The 19,193-nt window shown below is 40.3% G+C and carries 16 protein-coding genes; 2 read left to right on the plus strand and 14 right to left on the minus strand.

Translation table 11 applies throughout. The features are described from left to right. Positions 1 to 67 precede the first annotated feature (67 nt). The 7 genes from mnmE to CAL6303_RS20935 all read right to left on the minus strand — a co-directional run bounded on the left by mnmE (position 68) and on the right by CAL6303_RS20935 (position 8,607). Positions 68 to 1,450, minus strand: coding sequence for a tRNA uridine-5-carboxymethylaminomethyl(34) synthesis GTPase MnmE (gene mnmE, locus CAL6303_RS20905; RefSeq protein WP_015199822.1), 1,383 nt, complete (start codon positions 1,448 to 1,450; stop codon positions 68 to 70). Positions 1,451 to 1,490: 40 nt separating this feature from the next. Beyond that, positions 1,491 to 2,396, minus strand: coding sequence for an MBL fold metallo-hydrolase (locus CAL6303_RS20910; protein ID WP_015199823.1), 906 nt, complete (start codon positions 2,394 to 2,396; stop codon positions 1,491 to 1,493). A gap of 5 nt (positions 2,397 to 2,401) precedes the next feature. After that, positions 2,402 to 2,791 carry an aspartate 1-decarboxylase gene (gene panD / locus CAL6303_RS20915; protein WP_015199824.1) on the minus strand — a complete coding sequence of 130 codons (390 nt, stop codon included), beginning with the start codon at positions 2,789 to 2,791 and terminating at the stop codon, positions 2,402 to 2,404. A gap of 445 nt (positions 2,792 to 3,236) precedes the next feature. Beyond that, positions 3,237 to 3,746 (minus strand): inorganic diphosphatase, encoded by a 510-nt coding sequence (locus tag CAL6303_RS20920; protein ID WP_015199825.1) that lies wholly within the window; start codon positions 3,744 to 3,746, stop codon positions 3,237 to 3,239. 505 nt (positions 3,747 to 4,251) lie between these two features. Next, on the minus strand, positions 4,252 to 4,440 hold the full coding sequence (locus CAL6303_RS20925) for a hypothetical protein (protein ID WP_041739822.1): 189 nt from the start codon (positions 4,438 to 4,440) through the stop codon (positions 4,252 to 4,254). A gap of 1,603 nt (positions 4,441 to 6,043) precedes the next feature. After that, a complete protein-coding gene (locus tag CAL6303_RS20930) occupies positions 6,044 to 7,006 on the minus strand; it encodes a DUF362 domain-containing protein (RefSeq protein WP_015199827.1) in 963 nt (320 codons plus the stop codon). A 167-nt stretch (positions 7,007 to 7,173) separates the two neighbouring features. Further along, positions 7,174 to 8,607, minus strand: a complete 1,434-nt coding sequence (locus CAL6303_RS20935) for an aspartate ammonia-lyase (RefSeq protein ID WP_015199828.1) — start codon at positions 8,605 to 8,607, stop codon at positions 7,174 to 7,176. A 277-nt stretch (positions 8,608 to 8,884) separates the two neighbouring features. Between CAL6303_RS20935 and CAL6303_RS20940 the strand changes: the two genes are divergently transcribed. After that, positions 8,885 to 9,442, plus strand: a complete 558-nt coding sequence (locus CAL6303_RS20940) for a methyltransferase domain-containing protein (protein ID WP_238993722.1) — start codon at positions 8,885 to 8,887, stop codon at positions 9,440 to 9,442. Here the strand turns inward: CAL6303_RS20940 and CAL6303_RS20945 are convergent. The 7 genes from CAL6303_RS20945 to CAL6303_RS30460 all read right to left on the minus strand — a co-directional run bounded on the left by CAL6303_RS20945 (position 9,439) and on the right by CAL6303_RS30460 (position 18,046). Further along, the gene (locus tag CAL6303_RS20945) at positions 9,439 to 10,134 is read right to left on the minus strand and encodes a hypothetical protein (protein ID WP_015199830.1); all 696 of its coding nucleotides are present in this window, start codon (positions 10,132 to 10,134) and stop codon (positions 9,439 to 9,441) included. The two genes, CAL6303_RS20940 and CAL6303_RS20945, sit on opposite strands and share 4 nt — an antisense overlap. 174 nt (positions 10,135 to 10,308) lie before the next feature. After that, positions 10,309 to 10,767 (minus strand): SRPBCC family protein, encoded by a 459-nt coding sequence (locus CAL6303_RS20950; protein WP_015199831.1) that lies wholly within the window; start codon positions 10,765 to 10,767, stop codon positions 10,309 to 10,311. A 609-nt stretch (positions 10,768 to 11,376) separates the two neighbouring features. Further along, positions 11,377 to 12,639 (minus strand): glycosyltransferase family 4 protein, encoded by a 1,263-nt coding sequence (locus CAL6303_RS20955; RefSeq protein WP_015199832.1) that lies wholly within the window; start codon positions 12,637 to 12,639, stop codon positions 11,377 to 11,379. A 397-nt stretch (positions 12,640 to 13,036) separates the two neighbouring features. Next, positions 13,037 to 15,655 carry a DUF3769 domain-containing protein gene (locus tag CAL6303_RS20960; protein WP_015199833.1) on the minus strand — a complete coding sequence of 873 codons (2,619 nt, stop codon included), beginning with the start codon at positions 15,653 to 15,655 and terminating at the stop codon, positions 13,037 to 13,039. Between the two features lie 221 nt (positions 15,656 to 15,876). Then, positions 15,877 to 15,993: a photosystem II reaction center protein I gene (locus CAL6303_RS29460; protein WP_015199834.1), complete on the minus strand. Its 117-nt coding sequence runs from the start codon at positions 15,991 to 15,993 to the stop codon at positions 15,877 to 15,879. 435 nt (positions 15,994 to 16,428) lie between these two features. Beyond that, positions 16,429 to 17,613 (minus strand): NAD(P)H-quinone oxidoreductase subunit H, encoded by a 1,185-nt coding sequence (locus tag CAL6303_RS20965; RefSeq protein ID WP_015199835.1) that lies wholly within the window; start codon positions 17,611 to 17,613, stop codon positions 16,429 to 16,431. Positions 17,614 to 17,863: 250 nt separating this feature from the next. Then, positions 17,864 to 18,046 (minus strand): hypothetical protein, encoded by a 183-nt coding sequence (locus CAL6303_RS30460; protein ID WP_158333172.1) that lies wholly within the window; start codon positions 18,044 to 18,046, stop codon positions 17,864 to 17,866. Positions 18,047 to 18,270: 224 nt separating this feature from the next. Between CAL6303_RS30460 and rsmH the strand changes: the two genes are divergently transcribed. Next, a complete protein-coding gene (gene rsmH / locus CAL6303_RS20970) occupies positions 18,271 to 19,185 on the plus strand; it encodes a 16S rRNA (cytosine(1402)-N(4))-methyltransferase RsmH (RefSeq protein ID WP_015199836.1) in 915 nt (304 codons plus the stop codon). Positions 19,186 to 19,193: the final 8 nt, after the last annotated feature.

Genomic DNA, 19,193 nt, shown 5'->3' on the forward strand with positions numbered 1-19,193 from the left:
ATTTACCTGAAAATAGCTGTAAATAGAATTTGCTGTAAAATCTGCGATGTAGTATTTATTAGCAAATTTATTTGCCAATACAAAACCGGGCAAAAATCCGCTCTAAAACTGATTCTGTCACCTCTTCCCCAGTTATTTCTCCCAATGCATAAATGGCATCTCGTAAATCAATAGTCCAAAAATCCAGGGGCAAATTCTGCTCAATAGTCACCTGTGTTTGTTGCAAAGATATTTGAGCTTTAACTAATGCTGCTGCTTGACGTTGGTTAATAGCAAAATCCAAATCTGCGGCTTGAACTTTTCCTAACTGTACCTTCTTTAAAATTGCTATTTCCAAAGCGTCAATTCCTTTATTTACAGCTGCGGCAGTTTCGACAGTATCTTGAATTTCTGGGGGATAATTGACATTTTCCGGTAATGCTAAGTCGATTTTATTAATTACCAAAATTAGGGGACGGTGGTTTACCTTGGTGTAAATTTCCCCATCCTCCACTGTCCAACCTTGGGAAGCATCAATAGTTAATAGCACCAAATCTGCGGAGTCCGCTGCTTTTTGCGATCGCATAACTCCAATTTTCTCTACTGTATCGTCGGTTTCCCGAATCCCAGCTGTATCCAACACCTGAATCGGAATTCCCCCCACCACCAATTGTGATTCCACCACATCGCGGGTAGTTCCTGGTAGGGGTGTAACGATTGCGCGATCGCTTCGGCTCCAAGCATTCAATAAACTGGATTTTCCCACATTCGGACGACCCACAATTGCCACTTTCAAACCTGTTCTCAGCAATTCTCCCCGATCTGCTGTTGCCAGAATCCCATTGATTGCCGCCGTAATTGCAGCAAACTCCGCCATGACATACTTGTAATCTAACGGTGGTAAATCATCTTCAAAATCAATTCTTGCTTCAATTTCTGCCAAAAGATCTAAACATCGACTACGCAACTCTCGAATTGGTTGAGCAAGTTTTCCCTGCAACCCAGCCAAAGCTGTTTGAGCAGCTTGGGGAGATTTTGCCCCCACCAAGTCAGCAATGCTCTCAGCCTGTGATAAATCTATGCGTCCATTTAAAAAGGCTCGTAGCGTAAATTCACCTGGCTGTGCGAGACGAGCGCCACCTTCCAAGCACAATTTTAGTACGTGCTGCACAGCCATAATTCCCCCATGGCAGTGGAATTCCACCACATCTTCACGGGTATAGGAACGAGGTGCTTTCATCAACAATAACAGCGCTTCATCCACCACAACTTGGGTTTGGGGATGACGGATATACCCGTAGAGAATCCGGTGACTTTCCCAAATCTGCTTTCCTGGGGTCTGAAATAACTTAGTGGCAATATTTACAGCTTCCATTCCTGATAACCGCACAATTCCCACACTACCTTGTTGAGGCACAATAGCAGTGGCAATAGCGGCGATAGTCCCTGTAGTTGCAAAAGTTTCTGGCATTTAATTTCTGAGGAGCGTCTGCAAAGTTGTTGAGCCTAAATTACATTTCCCCCACAACCAACGACAAACCCTCATAGGCAAGTAATGCATTTGGGAAGGCAGCTTTTAATTCTATTTGCATTTTATCTAATAATTCATCTCGATCGTCTGGGTGGTGGTGGGAAACAATCAATCGCTTCACCCCTACGGTACTTGCCAAATCAACAGCAGTTTGCCAATAAAATTCGGTTTCCTGTTGACTGCGAGGAGTTAGCGCTGTGTAAGCTGCGTTAGCAATTAATAAATCCACACCTGCAATTAACTTAGAAATATCTGCAATTTCTGACTCATCACTACATGCAGATAAATCTGTTACATAAGCAATGTTGAAATCTTGCCAACTTACGCGGTATCCCAGTGATTTTTGATTTTGATTAATTAATGCTGTTGTAATTGTCACATCATCAATTTTGAGGGCTTGATTAGGGAGCAAATTATAAAACTGCAATTCCGACTGCATAATCTGTAGAGGAAAAGGAAAATTGGGTTGCAGCATCTGATCCCCAAGACATTGTTTAATTGATGCTCCATTTGTTGCAGCAATTCCATAAATATGAAAAGTATTATCCCCAATAAAAGCTGGTGCAAAAAACGGAAAACCCTGAAGTCGATTTGACTGGGAATTGGTGAAAAATAAATGTGCTTCCAGTGTAGTTTGTCGCTTTTCCCATTCTTTACCCAAACAGCGCAAACCTGTACCACCATCAAAAATTAAGCGTTTCCCGGCAACGTAAATCTCAACGCAGGCGGTATTTCCCCCATATCGGCTGGTATTACTACCTGGGGTAGCGATTAAACCCCGTACTCCCCAAAATTGCACGACAAAATCTTTGTCTTGGTTTGACAACTTGTGGGGATCAGTGGGAGGTTGGTAGGTTTGCGGTACTGATGGGTCAAAGTTTGACATTTTTATTACATTTTAGTCTGACTGAGCAAGTCATCATAACGACGAACTTCTAAGATTTGGTTCTTTTCATCTACGATAACAACTGTTGGTGAGTAATTAAGTAACTCATCACTTACAAGTTGCCCGTATGTCATTATAATCAAGCGATCGCCTGGAATGCCTAAACGTGCTGCTGCCCCATTTAACTCAATTATCCCAGAGTTGGCTGCTGCTGGAATTGCATATGTAACAAAACGCTCACCGTTCATGTTGTTTACGACTTGTACCTGCTCAAAAGCCAAAATACCAGCTTTTTCCATCAGTAACACATCAATGCTAATACTACCCACATATTGTAGGTTTGCCCCTGTGAGGGTACAGTTGTGAATTTTACTAAGAAGGAGCGTACGCTGCATTTCTGAAAGAGTTAGGGTTTTAGATATCAGAAGCCACAATTAACTTCTCACATCAAGTATGAATGATAATTTAACTAGTTGAGAGTCCGGAATCAAAAATTGCAGTTAAGGATGTGGCATAGACTGTTGACTTGGATGGAATTTTCATAGTTATTATTCATACATTTTTCATTCAGCTTCTAATTCCCTGGTTCTACCTGGGAGCCCTGAGCTTGAGTAACCCCACTGCCTGTTATCACATAGTAGAAGGAGAATTTCTAGCCCTGTAACCCTTGCCTAAGACAAGGAACAAGCCATATCAGAGACATTGCATGAAAATTTAACTGCGAAAAAAGCGCAGAGTCAACAGCCTAAGTGCAGGGTATTCTACCCTAACGATGGGATGATTTTTAATCGATTTCCCTTGATGAAAAATAATTTAAAAATTCTTGAAAATTCTTGAAAATTATTTGAAAGCTGCAATACACTGGTCTACCAATGGTTGCACTTTATCCACATCCTGCCAACCAAGAATTTCAGTCACCTTCTTTTCCAAATTTTTGTAAGAGCGGAAAAACTCGGCGATTTCATCCAAACGGTGCTGTGGTAAGTCTTTGAGAGTCTTTACATCAGCATAACGTGGATCCTTTGCGGGCACGCAAAGAATTTTTTCATCACGATCGCCTCCGTCAATCATCTCTAGCATACCAATTGGTCTAGCAGCAATCACGCATCCTGGAAAGGTTGGCTCATCCATAATTACCATTCCATCCAAAGGATCGCCGTCATCTGCTAATGTATTCGGCACAAATCCATAGTCATAGGGATATTTGACAGATGAGTATAGCACTCGGTCGAGGGCGAATGCATTTAGATCTTTGTCAAATTCATATTTATTTTTGCTCCCGCCTGTAATTTCAATCAGAACATTGATTATACCTGGCTTGGGCTGGGCAGGAATACGGGATAAATCCACAACAAAACTCCAAAAATCTCACAATCCTACAATGGGAGAAGCAAATTTGTCTCCCGTGTAAGATTTTAGGATCAATCTGCACATCAATCCACATTTTCTCAAGTATTTGTGATTTAAAGTTTGTCTATTTTGAGAATTCTAGTTTTCCGGATCCTGAGATTGCTAGTCTAGCCTAAGCCCTTACGGGCATACTAGCTTCGCCTACGTGAACGGCAACCCCTTTGGGGAACGACAAGCCCCTCTGCATCTACCTTACCTCGTTGTTTGACGCGATCGCATTCTTTTTTCAAATTGGTATTGCTACGTAGTCACGCCATTGCGCCCCTATAGGCTAATTTTGCCTGTGGGATAATTTATTTTCCGGTGTTCCGTGTTACTCAAGACATACAAAATAAACAAAGAGGAACGAACATTTCTTTTTCCTTCCTCTTTCCTTAGTTAATTATTAAGTTTTGCTATTTCACATTTTTGTACCAGTTTGAATTATTAAACTCTTCAAATCAAATTAGTCTATATCTCTTCGCAAGTTATAGGTAATTGGTTGCTGATTAGTATTTTCAACAGTATTTGCAGAATAATGAGCAATAACGAACAAGGGTAAAGTCAGCGTTAACATGGCGATAATTGTTCCCACAATATCTGCAAAACGATGGGAAGATGTATCGGTATTTGCTGACTGGCTATTTGAATTCATACGAAAATAAAAACTCTGCACTGAATCTCTCAAATTTAACTTTCAATTAGAAAGTTGTCTTCCTATTGTAGCTACTTATTTAACTATTTTGTTCTATTCATGAGATTTTTTTTAAATTTTTATAACAAGAATTGTGATTTGGATTACATCTGAATCAATTGATACAATATAAATGTAATTATTCACACTTCTGAATCAATACTTGTTACATCAGTATCGAGATATATCGGTTTCAATCAATCCATAATAGGCTGCCATAGCTCATTAGCTAAAAATTGAGGTGAACTAAATAAGTTTTATTTCAATTGGGAAATAAAATATAGCAAGTTGAGTTCAATTTAAATTTGCTGAGGCTTTAACTGTAAGGACTTACAGAATTTATATATATTCTTTTACACCTATCAAAAACAGCATAATTACGGAATAATTATTCGTACCCACCTGACTGTATCCGTAGTTTTACTCAAATAGTATTTGACGTTAATTGTAGTGAGGTATAGGCTTTAAGCTAAAAATAAAAATAGTTAAATTTTCTTGAAAATTAAGCCGATTCAGATTGTATTCCGTTAATTATTTTGCTATCTGATATCAGATGCTGATATTAAATCTCACATTATTTGCTACAAGCTGATTAATTATCCTTGGCTAAAAATAACTGGAGGATGATTTGAACAGCTTTTACCTTATCTCAAGATTGGTATTAGTAAAGACTAACTTGGATGTTTATTCTCAATCTCTGTTAAGCTATGGTGAGATGTTTAATTTATCAGATGAATGCTTCTATAGAGTTGTTGTTATAAACATCATTTAATTATACAAATAGCAATCTATCTAAAGACATAAATTGTTGAAGTTAACCAATAATAATTAATTAATTTGCTTGAATAAAAATTATGTTCAGTACAATTCGCAATATTGGCAAGGTTCCTAAATTAGTTATCTCATAAATAAATTTAGTAGTTCTGTACCATCAAGCAATCATTGGTCAATACTTAGGGTTTGCTGTATAGCCCTTTCGGGCATCCAAGAAACGCGTAGCGCAACGTTAGCTGTAAAAGTCCTCTAGTGGGGGTAGGGAACTCTTAACAGTTTTACCTTTATTTTTTCTGTTTTTTTGTACTCCAATAAATCTGAATGCAAGTTTTTTTAACCTAAAACCCTTGTTTCCTTGCACTTTACCTGCATAAAAAACCCTGAAAGCATTGATAAATAAATATTTTATGTATAGGTAACTTGAAGCGTGAGAAATCAGACTTTGTGAGATCTCTAATTAGTTATAGTTGAAATAGGAACGAAAAAAACCGCCTCTAGATAAGGGCGGTCTGGTTAAGCAATCGGAGGGTATGATTAGCTTAGTCTACTCAATCCTAAAAATGCTGTAACAAAATTTGCACTTGCGGCAGAATCTATAGCTAAACTTCAATTAAATGTTGTTCATGGAACTTCTGGTTGCTTACCTTAGGAGTGTTCCAAAAAATAAATGATCCAAAATTCGTTATTGCGTTAAGCAGTTCGCCTTTGGTGCGTTGCTTTGTGAGTTAGCCATGCCAGTATCGTCGTTGGCTTGGCGAAGCCTCAACCCCTTTGAAAGGGATCTCGAATATCAACCTTTCCCATATGCTTTAATGCGTTCTTTGATAAAGCGAATGTAAATATGTTTGAAGGTGGATTTGATTACACGGGGCATTCCAAAGTCGATGGGCATATACTTATCGGGTAGTTGCCAATCGTCTATTTGTAATAAATCTGGACGTAAATGGGGGAAATGAATATCTGTCAGGTTTCCTAACAATCCCAACCGCATTGATGCAGCGACTGTGGGAACTTCTTCTGGGGGAACATTGAGTATTTCTACCATCGCTCTATCCAGGGCAAATACATCTGTAGATGCGCCTAAAACGCCGAGATGACGGGGTTCTCCGTTACTTGGTCCGTTGCCTTGATGGGCGATGATACCATCAATGATGGTTAAATCTGGATCGATGGAGCGTGCTGTTTCCACTAGCATGTTTCCGAAGCGGTTGACATCTTTTCCAGCTTCCATGTGCCACCAGGCTTTCATTTTACCGGGAACACAGCCAAATAGATTTTTTGTACCTAAGGTGACTACTAGTTGCACATGGGATTTAACTTTTGGTAAATTTATGATTACATCAGCTTCCATTGCTTCTTTAGACAGCAATAGATGCGTAAATTCGGCGTTGATGGTTTGGTAGCGTTGACCGTGAAAATCAATAATTGGTAGTTGAAGTTCGTCTATTATGGGTTTGTAGCCGTTTGCGATCGCTACTCCCATCGCACTCCCAAATGCTGGGCTATCTCCCAAAAAAGGCTTACCACCAGCTGCTATTACCATCTGTGCTACTGCATATACCAACTCTGGGCGCGTGGTACATTCTTTAGTAGGACGCGCTCCTGTCAGTAAATTCGGCTTGAGGAGAACTCGGTTTCCTGGTTTGACGAATGCTGTAATTCCTCCTAAAGGTTCTAAGAGTGTCTCTAGGGATTCTCGTAGTGCTTCAGATTCATAGGAAGTTGCACGAATTAAACTGACAGAGGATGACATTTTGGGTTTGTTGAGTTTAGGTGTGAAAAGTTGAAATTTGGAATTTGGGAGTCAGGTGATCAAAATATCACCCTGTCTCCGTATTAGCCTAAATAATAAATCTGTCAATCTCAGACTTCAGTGGACACTGATACAGTTTCTGATGTGTCCATTTGGGTTAAGTTTTGTTAAGTTTGATCTGATGAGGAACGAAGGGGTAATATTTGGCTCATTTGCTCCAAGTTGAGAACCTCTGCTAGTTTAGTTTCGCTCATCAGTTTCTTTTCTAACACAATCTGTCGTAAAGATTTACCTGTTTCTAAAGATTCCTTGGCGACAGCAGCGGCATTCAGGTAGCCAATATGGGTATTTAGGGCTGTAACTAATGCCAAACTACCTTCCGCATATGCCAAGCATTTATCCGGATATGCAAAGATATCTTTAATACATTTGTTTGTCAAGCCTGAAATCGTATTGCCGAGGATTTCGATACTGTGAATTAGGTTATAGGCAATTAGAGGCATCATGACATTGAGTTCCAATTGTCCGGCTTGCGCTGCAAGTGCGATCGCGTTATCGTATCCCATAACTTGAAAACAAACCATCGATGTCATTTCTGCCATCACGGGGTTGTATTTACCTGGCATAATTGAGGAACCGGGCTGTACAGGTGGTAGTTGAATCTCTTTGAATCCAGTTTTGGGACCAGAATCCATCAACCGTAAATCGTGGGAGATTTTGACTAAATCTTGAGCCAAGTTGCGTAAAGCACCAGAAACGTTCACAAAGGGTGCCATACTTTGCATTGCTGCCATCAGATGGGGTGCAGGTTCTAAGGGACAATTAATTAACTCTCCTAATATATCTACCACGCGATCGCGGTATTGGGGATGAGTGTTCAAACCCGTACCTGCTGCACTTCCCCCCAAACCCAACACCATTAAGTCCCCGGAAGCAGTATAGATTCGGTTTTGGTGATCTGTTAAGATTTGTGCCCAAGCGCGGAAACTATCACCCAACCGTACAGGTACAGCATCTTGAAGGTGAGTTCTCCCCGATTTGACAATATCTTGAAATTCGTCAGCTTTGGCAGTCATGGCAAAGATGGCATTTTCTAAAGCTGGATGTAAAGTGTGAGTTAATGCCAATAATCCACCAATTCTGATGGCTGTAGGGATGACATCATTGGTAGATTGTCCATAGTTAACATGATCATTGGGATTTATTCGTTGATAATCACCCTTTGTGTAACCCAAAATTTCTAAAGCGCGATTTGCTAGCACTTCATTCACATTCATGTGGTGAGAAGTCCCCGCACCAGCTTGATATACATCTACAACAAATTGATTGCGGAGTTCTCCTGCTAAAATTTCATCAGCAGCTTGGATAATTCCCTGACTGATATCTTCAGAAATGCAACCTAATTCTGCATTGGCAATCGCTGTTGCCTTTTTAATATATATGCAAGCATCTACATAGGTAGGTAAAGGCTGAATCCCGCTAATTGCAAAGTTCTCAACAGCACGTAAAGTTTGAATACCATAATAAACATCATTTGGTATTTGCTTTTCCCCCATAGAATCGCGTTCGGTGCGAAACTGGGAATCAGAGATTTGGGACATGATAGTTTGGGGATGAAAATTGACTTTCTCCCCAGTGTAAAGCGATCGGGATACTTAGCAAGCTGTTATTTTGAGTTTAGACACAGGCTACAATTCCTGTGGAGACACTGAGATACTGTCAAATTCACATGTATTTTTGTTTGCTTATCAGTGTAGTTTGTGATCTATAATACAAGCTTTTTTACATATAATTACTAGAATAAATTTGCAAATCAAATCTAATATTAGTAAATTGAAGAGTATGTTGACAAATCAGCAAACATTATTCCGAAAAATTATGATATTGCTTCAGACTTTTACGGATAGAGAAATTCCTATAGTTAATCAGGAAAGATACATACTAGAGCAAAAGATCATACCATATTTTATTGAAAACTCTAGTTTATATAGAATTCTATTTGTAGGCTGTGGTTCCTATACAAAACACTATCGAAAGTGGTTTTTAGAAAAAGACTACTGGACAATTGACTATAATCCGATGAAAGCGATTTACGGATCGAAAAAACACGTCACTGATTCTCTAACTAATTTGAATCTACACTTCAAACCGAGTCAATTAGATGGAATTATCTGCAACGGAGTTTTTGGTTGGGGTTTGAATGATAGAGAAGATGTAGAAAAGGCATTTTCAGCTTGTTTTGAAAGTTTGCGAGTGGGGGGAATATTGGTAATTGGCTGGGATGATGTCCCAGACAAAAAACCTTTCCCTCTCAATAGCTGCAAAAGTATTAACCAGTTTAAGCCTTATTTATTTCAACCCTTAAACACATCCGAATACTTTAACGAAGAAGATTCCAGCGATACCCACAGATATAGCTTCTACATTAAATGTTAATTCCAGCGTAATACCTTTTCTTTAATCAAAATTTGCCCATTTTGAGAGACTCGCAACACATCACGAGTTAGGGTATAACTGGTACCCCCTTGAATTGCAATGTATTTATCCTTAGAAACCTCTCCTTGAGATTTAGAGTTATTTAAGGGAACGATAGTTCGGTTGTTGTTGCTACGTGCGATCGCAATATAATTCAAAGGGCTATTATTACCGCAAATATAAACAATGAAACTCCGAGTCAGTGCTTCATTCATCACATTTTCTCCTTCGGGACATACCTGGGTGATGGATTTGCCATCAGCGGATGCTGCATTACGCACACTCTCCTGCACCACCACACGTCCATGCTTCAACACAACCAGTTCATAAGGTGAAACTACATAACCCACCTCACCCCTCATTGCCAGATAACTATCACCGTTTTTTCGGGTTAAAGGTACTGTAATTTTCACATGATCACTTTTTGTTACACGCACATAATAACCCAGTGGATTCTTACTATCTCCCAAGCAGATATAAGCTTGGTATTTATTAGTTTCAAAACTACGTCGAGGTGAAGAATTTTGTCCTGGGCAAATTCCCTCTGTTGATTGTGATTGTGGGGTAGACGCGGCTATTTTTGCCGGATAAATCGGAGATTGTGAAGCTAGTATTCCAACAGTCGCCACAATAATTTTTATTTGATCAAGCATTTTTATTTTTTTAAGTAATATTACGAACCAGAAAATTCGAGAGAATTTAAAAATCCAGTATTTTAACTGATGAAAAGATTAAATTAGTATCGTAAAAAAAAGCGTCTAGAACAACTACATGTCCTAAACGCTCATATTTTCTTTAACGAAAGGTTATTTTAAATAATGTTTGTGTTAAGTCGCATAACTTAATTCACACTCTCGTTTCGTTACCTCATGCCTATGACGAAACATCCCATCAAGTTGCGCTTGTACTAACCAACCACTCACAATTTCCACAGCATCACCACCAGGCATCGCAAAGGAAATATGATCAGTTAAACGGGTTTTACCTGCTTGCGACTCAAAAATATGCCGATGCTGCCAATATTCAAATGGTCCAGAAATTTGCTGATCTACAAACAAATGGTACTCTTCATACTCAGTATGTTTCGCTAGCCAAGTTAGGGGAATTAGTCCAAGAAACAACCTAAACTCTGTAATAGCTCCAACTTTCAACCCACCCTCACGACGAATTACTTGGATAGGTTGCCAAGGAGGGGTGAGTAACTTTAACACATCAGGACGTTCGTGGAATTTCCAAACGACTTCGACAGGTGCATCAATCACCGAAGAATACTTAAATTGCAGCATCAACCAATAAATCTGAGGTTAGTGATTTTTGGGTATTTTCTTGGGATATTAGTTTTTCCCAATTTACAGTGAACAGAAAATAAGTAGAGATATTACTTTTTCTGTCACACGGCTACCCCAAAGTAGTTTATCGAATTTAGAGCAATTTTGCCTGTAGCTTCAGATTGAGGAAGAAATACTCAATTTGTCCACCTTTTTGTAGATGTAGGTGTATGGACTACCCCTGTTAAGGTGAAGTTTTTTGCAACCTAAAAACAAAGGTTTCAGCTTGCGACAATTAAAATCTGATAGCAAAAAAATAATGTTTGCGATCGATTTTAGGGTTAAGCGATGGGGTGTGTAACGTAAGAATAGGACTTCTAGCTAGTACATTCTTGGTACACCTTAACAGGGGTAGTGTATGGACTGCAACGCATCTAATTTGTATATAAGAAGCGGGCAGAACTTCGGCGTGAGCGCTACTTTACCTCCGGTAGACTTCGTTCCGATAGGCTCAGGAAACATCGAACGCTGCCCACACTACAATCATTCTGTGTTTTTGACTTATATAATTTAGCTACACATCAGCTTAGGTGGCATCCTTGAAGAAGTCGGGGATCTAGTCATAGTCTAAGAATCTGGAACCGAATCCAAATTTGCAACTCGATTGACTATAGCTTGGGAAAACAAATTTTCGTATTGCGCGATCGCATTCTCTCCAGAATACCTTTCCACAGCAAATCTGCGTCCCTTTTCCCCTAAAGTCATCATTTCGCAAGGTTCATAATATAGCTTTAATACAGCATCAGCCAAAGCCATTGGTGATTCTGGTTCCACCACAATCCCCCCTCCACTCTCCTGAATTGCTTTTGCGGCTGTTCCGCAACCGGGAACAGATGCAATAATAGGACGACCACTGGCTAAAAGTAAAGGTATTTTAGAAGGCATATTAAAGCAGAGAACATGACGCTTTTGGAGAACTAAGCTAATGTCTGCTGCTGCTAGCATTTCTGGAAGATTTTTCCGTGGTTGTAGTGGTAGCAGTAAAACATTATTCACTTGGTACTGCTGACAATACTTATCTAACTGTTCCAAAGCTTTGGTTTCACCCACGATCACAAAGATGATATCCGGAATATGAGCCAGTTTCATCGCCGATGCGATCGCTGTTTCTAATCCTTGAGTCAAAGCAATATTTCCTGAATACATCACCACAAATTTATTTTCTAACTTGTGTGCTATCCGAAAACCATTATTTTCTTTGGGCAAAGGGTACACAAAATCCACGTTTACCCAGTTGGGAATACAAGTAATTTTTTCCTGCAATACGCCTTTTACTAACAAGTTATTCACAAACTCATCTGTAATTACACTTATATGACTAGCTTTTTTGTATGCAAATTTCTCAACCAGTTTCAGCAAATTTACCATTAATTTACTTTTGATTAATCCCATTCTTCCAGCCGCTTCATGCAAAATGTCTTGCACATTCAACACCACTGGACAAGCATAAAACCAGCCCAAGAAACTCGCAGGTAATGTGACAAACAATGGTGGTACTGTCACCAAAATGATATCTGGTCGCCAACCATTCAGAGCTTGGGGAAGACTGCTCAGGACAAAACTTAATTCCAATAGTAAGCGATCTAGGAGATTTGGTTGGGAGCGAATCCTCAAAAAACAACGTTGAACCGTCACACCATTAATCTCTTCCTTGACGTACCATTTACCCTGGTAATCAGCGTATATTTTCCGCTCCGGGTAATTTGGCATTCCCGTAATTACCCTGACGGCATGACCTTTTTGTACTAATCCTTCAGCCAATTCAGTCATCAAAGGAGCAATCCCAATCGGTTCTGGATAATAATTGTAGGAATAGATTAGGATCTGCATAATTCTAATTTGGTCAAGTTTAGTGCAAAAAGCGGAAGACAATAATATTTACTTCATCAGATTTTTAGGGTTGTGAGTAGCTTTGTTGTTTTTGTGACAACTCAAATCAGAGTATTTTTTTAACAGGCATAATTAAGTATATTAAACTAACTTGCAAATTTACTCGGGTTTTTTACCTAAATGAGGGGTTATAACCATCTAGGCAAAAAAGCAAGTTTACGTGTTGCCAACCAAAAGGCTAATCCCAATTCAAAAAATCATTGCAACACATAAGTAGGAATCAACGGTTGTTTACCCTCATGCAGGAATCAACGGTTGTTTGCCCTGATTTATATTTCATTCAAAGCAGAAGTGCTGTATAAATACGGTCTGAGAGTTTTTGAAAGTGAAACGCAAACTACCTTCTTTGTTCCACACCACCAACCACTGGTCTAACTTCGGTTTTATCTGAGAAAGGATCGCTTCCACCAGTCCAATTAAAATCGCTAATCCGAAAACTAATCCCACCCAATTCTAATACAGGGTTATAGCGTAAAACTATCCCATAAGTCCGACGACTATATTCCAAGGAATATTCGGTGCTACTGCTGCGACCATTATCTAAATTAACCGATGTTTGGAAACCTAAACGAAAAGGACCATAAATTTGCTGAATCAAACCCAGATTTATGACTCTATTATCCACCGAACGATCGAACAAGAATGGTGATAGACCACTATTTATACCTTGGGAGTAACTGACACGAAAACCTGTGTAATCAAAAACTGGTTTAGAAAAATGACCTATTTGTCCTTCTAAACCTACAGTGGCAAATAAAGTATTTTGAGTATCACCAGTAGTGTAGTAGGTACTCGTGCCGTTTAATTCCCCAAAACCTCTTAAATAGGGAACTACTGGATTTGGTGTATAACGTAGTCCTTCGGTAGCGGTACTAGGTAACGCTTTACCTTGCCAAAGTGGAATTCCACCAAAAAGTTTGGCGTTTGCTTGAAAACGACCTAAATATATGCGATCATTCTCCCGACCAACATCTAATAAATCTAAGCGATCTGTACGTGCATCAATTAATTGGGCACCAGCTTGGTATGTTAAATTAACACCACTTTTGCCTAGGGGAATAACTGGAGAGAGAACAACTCCACCTAAACTACTTTGTACCCTTTGAAAACCAAGGGTTCCATTGTACAAGCGATCGCGGTAGATGTATTCTAGGTTTAAAATGTGGGGGTTTGTATCACCCAATGCTTGTCTGAAGCGTAAACCAGCCCTTAAATTTTCTTCAACCTGGGATAAGTCTAAGCTATCAAGGGTTGCGGTAGCTTCAATGTTGGATTTTGGACTTAAAACCGCACTAAAGTTACCCTTAAAACCAAATAATGAGGCAAAGTTGCCAGGATTTGTAACTGCTTTTTGGGCAAAAAACTGTGGTGTTAAACTCAGTTGCGTGGTTTCGGTATTAATTGGTTGGAACTTTCGTTCTAAAAATATACCTCCCCGCTTATCTCCATCAAAGGAAATATTAGCAATTGCTGGAGTTGCGTCACGTTCACGACGATCGATAATTTGCTGATTTTTGGGGATTCCTAATGAAGTCCGTCTGTCAAAAACTAAACGTTGTCCCCGCGTCTTAATACTATCTCTGAGGGGACTTTCCCTTGTCAACGTTACTTTGTCTGCACGTAGTTCTAATTCTGGTGGAGAAAAAGGGTCATTTGTCAATCTGACATCCCTTGCTTGGAAACCACGGGGATAAAAGTCGATTTTTGCAGCTTCAAATCTGATTCGACGAACTTGCCCCCCCTGTTTTGGTGTAGCGATATTCGTTGCATCCACGCTACCACCAAGGTTAATATTAATTCCCCCAGGACTACTAACATTAGAAGCAGGCTGATTTTTGCCAATGCGATCGCTTAATGCCTGAGACTGTACTCCTGCTGCTGCCGAAGTACCCCCAGGTGTAAAGGATAAGTCAGTCCCCGCTGTAGGAATAAAAATTTCCCCCCTACCCTGTTCTAGTTGACCGTCATCCTGAATAAAATTGTAGGTGAATTTTTGCCCTTGTAAAACTTGATCACCTCTAGTTAAGACGACATTCCCGTCACCTACTGCGATCAAGTTATCTAAACTTACCTGTAAACGGTCTGCGCTGACAATTGAACCATCAAAACGAACAATCACATTACCTTGCGCTGTCACCACCCTTCTAACTTCATCATACTCCTGACGATCGGCTAATACTTCTACAATGCGCTTGTTTTCAGGTGTTTGAGTTGGTGCTGGAGTTGAAGTTGGATTTGGTGCGGGTTGAGTTGTAGGTACTTGTGGTTGAGCTTGACTCGGATCAAAAGGTGTAGGTATTGTGGGAGCAGGAACTTGACTTCTAGTCTTAAATTCTATTGTCGAAGGTTGAGGCGATTTTTGCTCCCCGCTCCCAGAATTAGAGTTACCAGAATTAAAGTTAATGATGACTGGTTGCTGTTGGGGCTGCGAAGCAGTATTTTTATTATCAGGTTGATTACCCGTATTCAAAGATTGAAAAATTGGCTCTTTCAGCATGACAGGAGAACTTTCTGATTCAGTCTCCTGATGTTCCAGCTTACTAATAGATTTATCTTGATACCCAATACTTTGTGTTTCCCCTAATAATTTTGCCTCATGATTTACACTGAGGGGCGAAAATTCTGGGGATTGATAATCACTAGGTACCTGACTCTGAACTATATTTGATTGATGATTAGATACATTGTTGGTGGTGCTTTTGGGGCTAGAAACGATACCCTTAGCAGCCATGTTTTTGTTACTTTGCGATTCCCCCAAATTTGGTATCGCTTTAGCAGAGTGTAGAGACTTTAGAGGAGACAAAACTAGCTTTATCTCATTTGTACTAGAAGCCAGATTTTGCTGTGTGTCGCTTCCTTGAGAAGGTTCCCTATGAGTTGAAGTGCCAACAGTCGATGAAGGTGTAGAAATATTCGCAACAGCAGGCAGAGTCGGTGGCAAAGTTGGATAAAGCATATTCAGCGCGCAAACAAGCTAATAAACAGTCAATTGAAAGTCGGAAAGGCTGACATAACTCATTCTTGCACCTAAAACCTACAGCTATTAAGGCTTTAGTTATGCGAACGTGTCCGAAGTCAAACTTCCGACTTTTACTTTTGCCTAGCTTGTAACAAGCCACCCAATGAGAGTTTCGTGACTCTTAATTTAAGGTTTGGTCTGTGGAGTCAATTATAACCTTACTCGAAATCACGGCGACCGGGGTTACGAGCGGGATCATTTGACAAGAATCCAAATATAAACAGAGACACGAAGAAGGCAACAACTACATAAACAACTATTTTTAAAGTCAGCATAGTGATATTTCCTTTGGATATGGGGAGGGTTTTGTAATCTGCAACGCAGAAAAGATAGCCTCCTTATCATAACCAAATCTTGCTCTCTTTTTACAGGAGTTTTGAATACACTATTTACACAGCAAGTCAGAATTCGTAATTTAGCAGAAAGTAAGGATTCTGGCTGCTGTTGCTTTGAAATTGAATAGGGTAGATGTCGGGATTACTTTCCTATGACGCAACTTCACAGTAGAGGTTTCCTCTTCAGCTAGTTTATTCCTGTAGCCAGAAAGCAGGGATTAGCAGACAATCAAAGCGGTTAACAAATTGTTATACTGTGTTTCCGATTCACATCGATTCTAATTAATGAGGTTTGAAGTCTACCGCGATCGCATACCAAAAAAATAGTCCCCACATTTAAGATGGGAACTATTTCCATAATTAAATTTAGTTGAATTATCGGTCAACTGAACCCATAATCACATCAATACTACCGAGAATCACCACAATATCTGCTACCTTTGCCCCTTTGAGTATGTGGGGGAGAATTTGCAAATTGTTGAAGTCAGCAGCACGGATTTTCCAGCGCCAAGGGAAGACATTATCATCACCAACAAGGTAAATTCCCAATTCGCCTTTCCCACTTTCTACCCGTGAATAAATTTCACCTTTAGGAATTTTGAAGGTGGGAGAAACTTTTTTGGCGACAAATTGATAATCGAAAGCATCCCACTCTGATTTGGGACCCGCCATGATTCGCTTTGCTTCCAAGTTTTCGTAAGGACCACCAGGAAGTCCCTTGATGGCTTGACGCAAAATCTTCACAGATTCGCGCATTTCCCGCATCCGCACCTGATAGCGGGCTAAACAGTCGCCAACTGTTTCCCATTGCACATCCCAATCAAAGTCATCGTAACATTCATAATGATCGACTTTGCGTAGATCCCATTTAACTCCGGAAGCACGCAACATGGGACCAGAAAGTCCCCAGTTGATGGCTTCGTCGCGGCTAATGGTTCCCAAACCTTCGATGCGGCGGCGGAAAATGGGGTTATTAGTGACTAATTTTTCATACTCGTCTACTTTTGGTAAGAAATAGTCACAGAAGTCCAAGCATTTTTCAATCCAACCGTAGGGTAAATCAGCAGCGACACCACCAACACGGAAGTAGTTATTATTGACCATACGGTAGCCTGTTGCGGCTTCCCACAGGTCATAAATCATTTCCCGTTCCCGGAATTGATAGAAAAAGGGAGTTTGAGCGCCAACGTCAGCGAGGAAAGGACCAAACCACAACAGGTGATTGGCGATGCGGTTCAATTCCAGCATGATGACGCGGATGTAACTGGCACGTTTGGGAACGGTGACACCAGCTACTTTTTCTGTGGCATTGACGGTGACAGCTTCGTTAAACATCCCCGCTGCGTAGTCCCAGCGACTGACGTAGGGGACGTACATGACGGTGGAACGGTTTTCGGCGATTTTTTCCATTCCCCGGTGCAGATAACCGATGACTGGTTCGCAATCAATACAGTCTTCCCCATCCAGGGTGACGATGAGACGCAAAACCCCGTGCATTGAGGGGTGATGGGGTCCCATATTGAGAACCATGGGTTCGGTTCTGGTTTCAATTCTTGCCATGAACTAAGTTATCTCCCCTTTGTGAATACTAAAGAAGCAAAGCAGCAGGGAGCGGGGGGATAGCTTTCTACTTTTTGCCCTGTAGGGAAGCCATAGGTATTAAGCCCCATTGGGTATTTTGAATCAGTCTAGATTCTCCTCCCCTTTTTCCTGCTCCGTATCTGCCTCTTCGTTGACTCATAGCTTACCAAAGATGAATTTTTGGTTCGCCAGAGGCATCTTAACAGGCGTGATGTGCAAGTTATACGCTTCATCTTTTTATTGTACAAGGGCGTTTGAGATAATTAGTCAGTTTATGCATTGGTAATCGCTGATGTGAACGATTTAAGGTTGTGGAGGCTTCGCGTAATTTATCAATGGCACCAGTACGCGATCGCTTAGATGATTTACAGGAATAAATATACTGCTGTCGTTGGTTTCGACACTTCAACAAGCTCAGTGCATCGCTTCGCTTAACCAGCTGAGAGATAGAGGTTGAGCGAAGCCTCCACTCAGCCTACATACGATCGCTTCACCGCACAAATGGTATCCACAGAAGCACTTTTAATTATGACCCAATAATTTTCATAAATTATTGAGTTAGTTTTTCGGCATTTTGATACCTTAAGGAAGAAATAGATATTTTCCTATCAAAGTTTTGAGCCGCGATTTCAACTCATGCAAAATGATTCACAAACACCACTCAACCCAGATGCACCCACATTTTTACATACTCCTGTTTTAAGCAGAGAATTAATTGAAGGTTTAGGGGTATGTCCTGGTGGTAATTATTTAGATGCGACTGTGGGTGGTGGTGGTCATAGTCGCTTGATTTTGGCAGCGGCAAAAGATGTAAAATTAACGGCAATAGATCAAGATCAAGATGCTTTAAAGGCAGCAGCTGAAAATTTGGCTGAGTTTGGAGAACAGGTACAGTTCATTCATGCCAATTTCTCAGCGTATAATTTCCCGGTGGATACATTTGATGGAATAATTGCCGACTTGGGTGTCAGTTCCTACCATCTCGATTGTGCTGAGAGAGGTTTTAGTTTTCGCAATGCCGCAAATTTGGATATGCGGATGAACCAAGAACAGGATTTAACAGCAGCAGATATTGTTAATTTCTGGAGTGAAGCAGATTTAGTGGAAATTTGCTTTAAGTATGGTGAGGAAAGGTTGTCACGCCGGATTATTAGAAGGGTAATTGAGAGGCGACCCTTTCAAACTACCACTCAGTTGGCGGATGCGATCGCGTCTGCTGTTCCACCCAAGTATCGCTATGCCAGAATTCACCCAGCTACCCGTGTGTTTCAAGCGTTGCGAATTGCTGTAAATGATGAATTGAAGGTGCTGGAAACGTTTTTAGAGAAGGCACCCCAAGCTTTGGTGACTGGTGGTAAAATTGCGGTGATTAGTTTTCACAGTTTAGAAGATCGCATTGTTAAGCATACTTTACGCGAAACGTCAAGTTTAAGAGTAATTACCAAAAAACCAATAATTGCCCGTGAAGACGAGATTGTAGAGAACATGCGATCGCGTTCTGCGAAGTTGAGAATTGCTGAGAAAGTTGATAAATTTGGCTTTGAAAAGTAGGTTAATAC

It is taken from the genome of Calothrix sp. PCC 6303 (assembly GCF_000317435.1).
Lineage (GTDB): Bacteria > Cyanobacteriota > Cyanobacteriia > Cyanobacteriales > Nostocaceae > PCC-6303.

Excerpts from the sequence above, each read along its gene's own strand:
- rsmH (WP_015199836.1), top strand. The coding sequence starts at position 18,271 with ATGCAAAATGATTCACAAACACCACTCAACCCAGATGCACCCACATTT.
- CAL6303_RS29460 (WP_015199834.1), bottom strand. The coding sequence starts at position 15,993 with ATGCTGACTTTAAAAATAGTTGTTTATGTAGTTGTTGCCTTCTTCGTG.
- CAL6303_RS20935 (WP_015199828.1), bottom strand. The coding sequence starts at position 8,607 with ATGTCCCAAATCTCTGATTCCCAGTTTCGCACCGAACGCGATTCTATG.
- CAL6303_RS20925 (WP_041739822.1), bottom strand. The coding sequence starts at position 4,440 with ATGAATTCAAATAGCCAGTCAGCAAATACCGATACATCTTCCCATCGT.
- panD (WP_015199824.1), bottom strand. The coding sequence starts at position 2,791 with ATGCAGCGTACGCTCCTTCTTAGTAAAATTCACAACTGTACCCTCACA.
- CAL6303_RS20965 (WP_015199835.1), bottom strand. The coding sequence starts at position 17,613 with ATGGCAAGAATTGAAACCAGAACCGAACCCATGGTTCTCAATATGGGA.
- mnmE (WP_015199822.1), bottom strand. The coding sequence starts at position 1,450 with ATGCCAGAAACTTTTGCAACTACAGGGACTATCGCCGCTATTGCCACT.
- CAL6303_RS20945 (WP_015199830.1), bottom strand. The coding sequence starts at position 10,134 with ATGCTTGATCAAATAAAAATTATTGTGGCGACTGTTGGAATACTAGCT.
- CAL6303_RS20950 (WP_015199831.1), bottom strand. The coding sequence starts at position 10,767 with ATGCTGCAATTTAAGTATTCTTCGGTGATTGATGCACCTGTCGAAGTC.
- CAL6303_RS20930 (WP_015199827.1), bottom strand. The coding sequence starts at position 7,006 with ATGTCATCCTCTGTCAGTTTAATTCGTGCAACTTCCTATGAATCTGAA.
- CAL6303_RS20940 (WP_238993722.1), top strand. The coding sequence starts at position 8,885 with ATGATATTGCTTCAGACTTTTACGGATAGAGAAATTCCTATAGTTAAT.
- CAL6303_RS20910 (WP_015199823.1), bottom strand. The coding sequence starts at position 2,396 with ATGTCAAACTTTGACCCATCAGTACCGCAAACCTACCAACCTCCCACT.
- CAL6303_RS20955 (WP_015199832.1), bottom strand. The coding sequence starts at position 12,639 with ATGCAGATCCTAATCTATTCCTACAATTATTATCCAGAACCGATTGGG.
- CAL6303_RS20960 (WP_015199833.1), bottom strand. The coding sequence starts at position 15,655 with ATGCTTTATCCAACTTTGCCACCGACTCTGCCTGCTGTTGCGAATATT.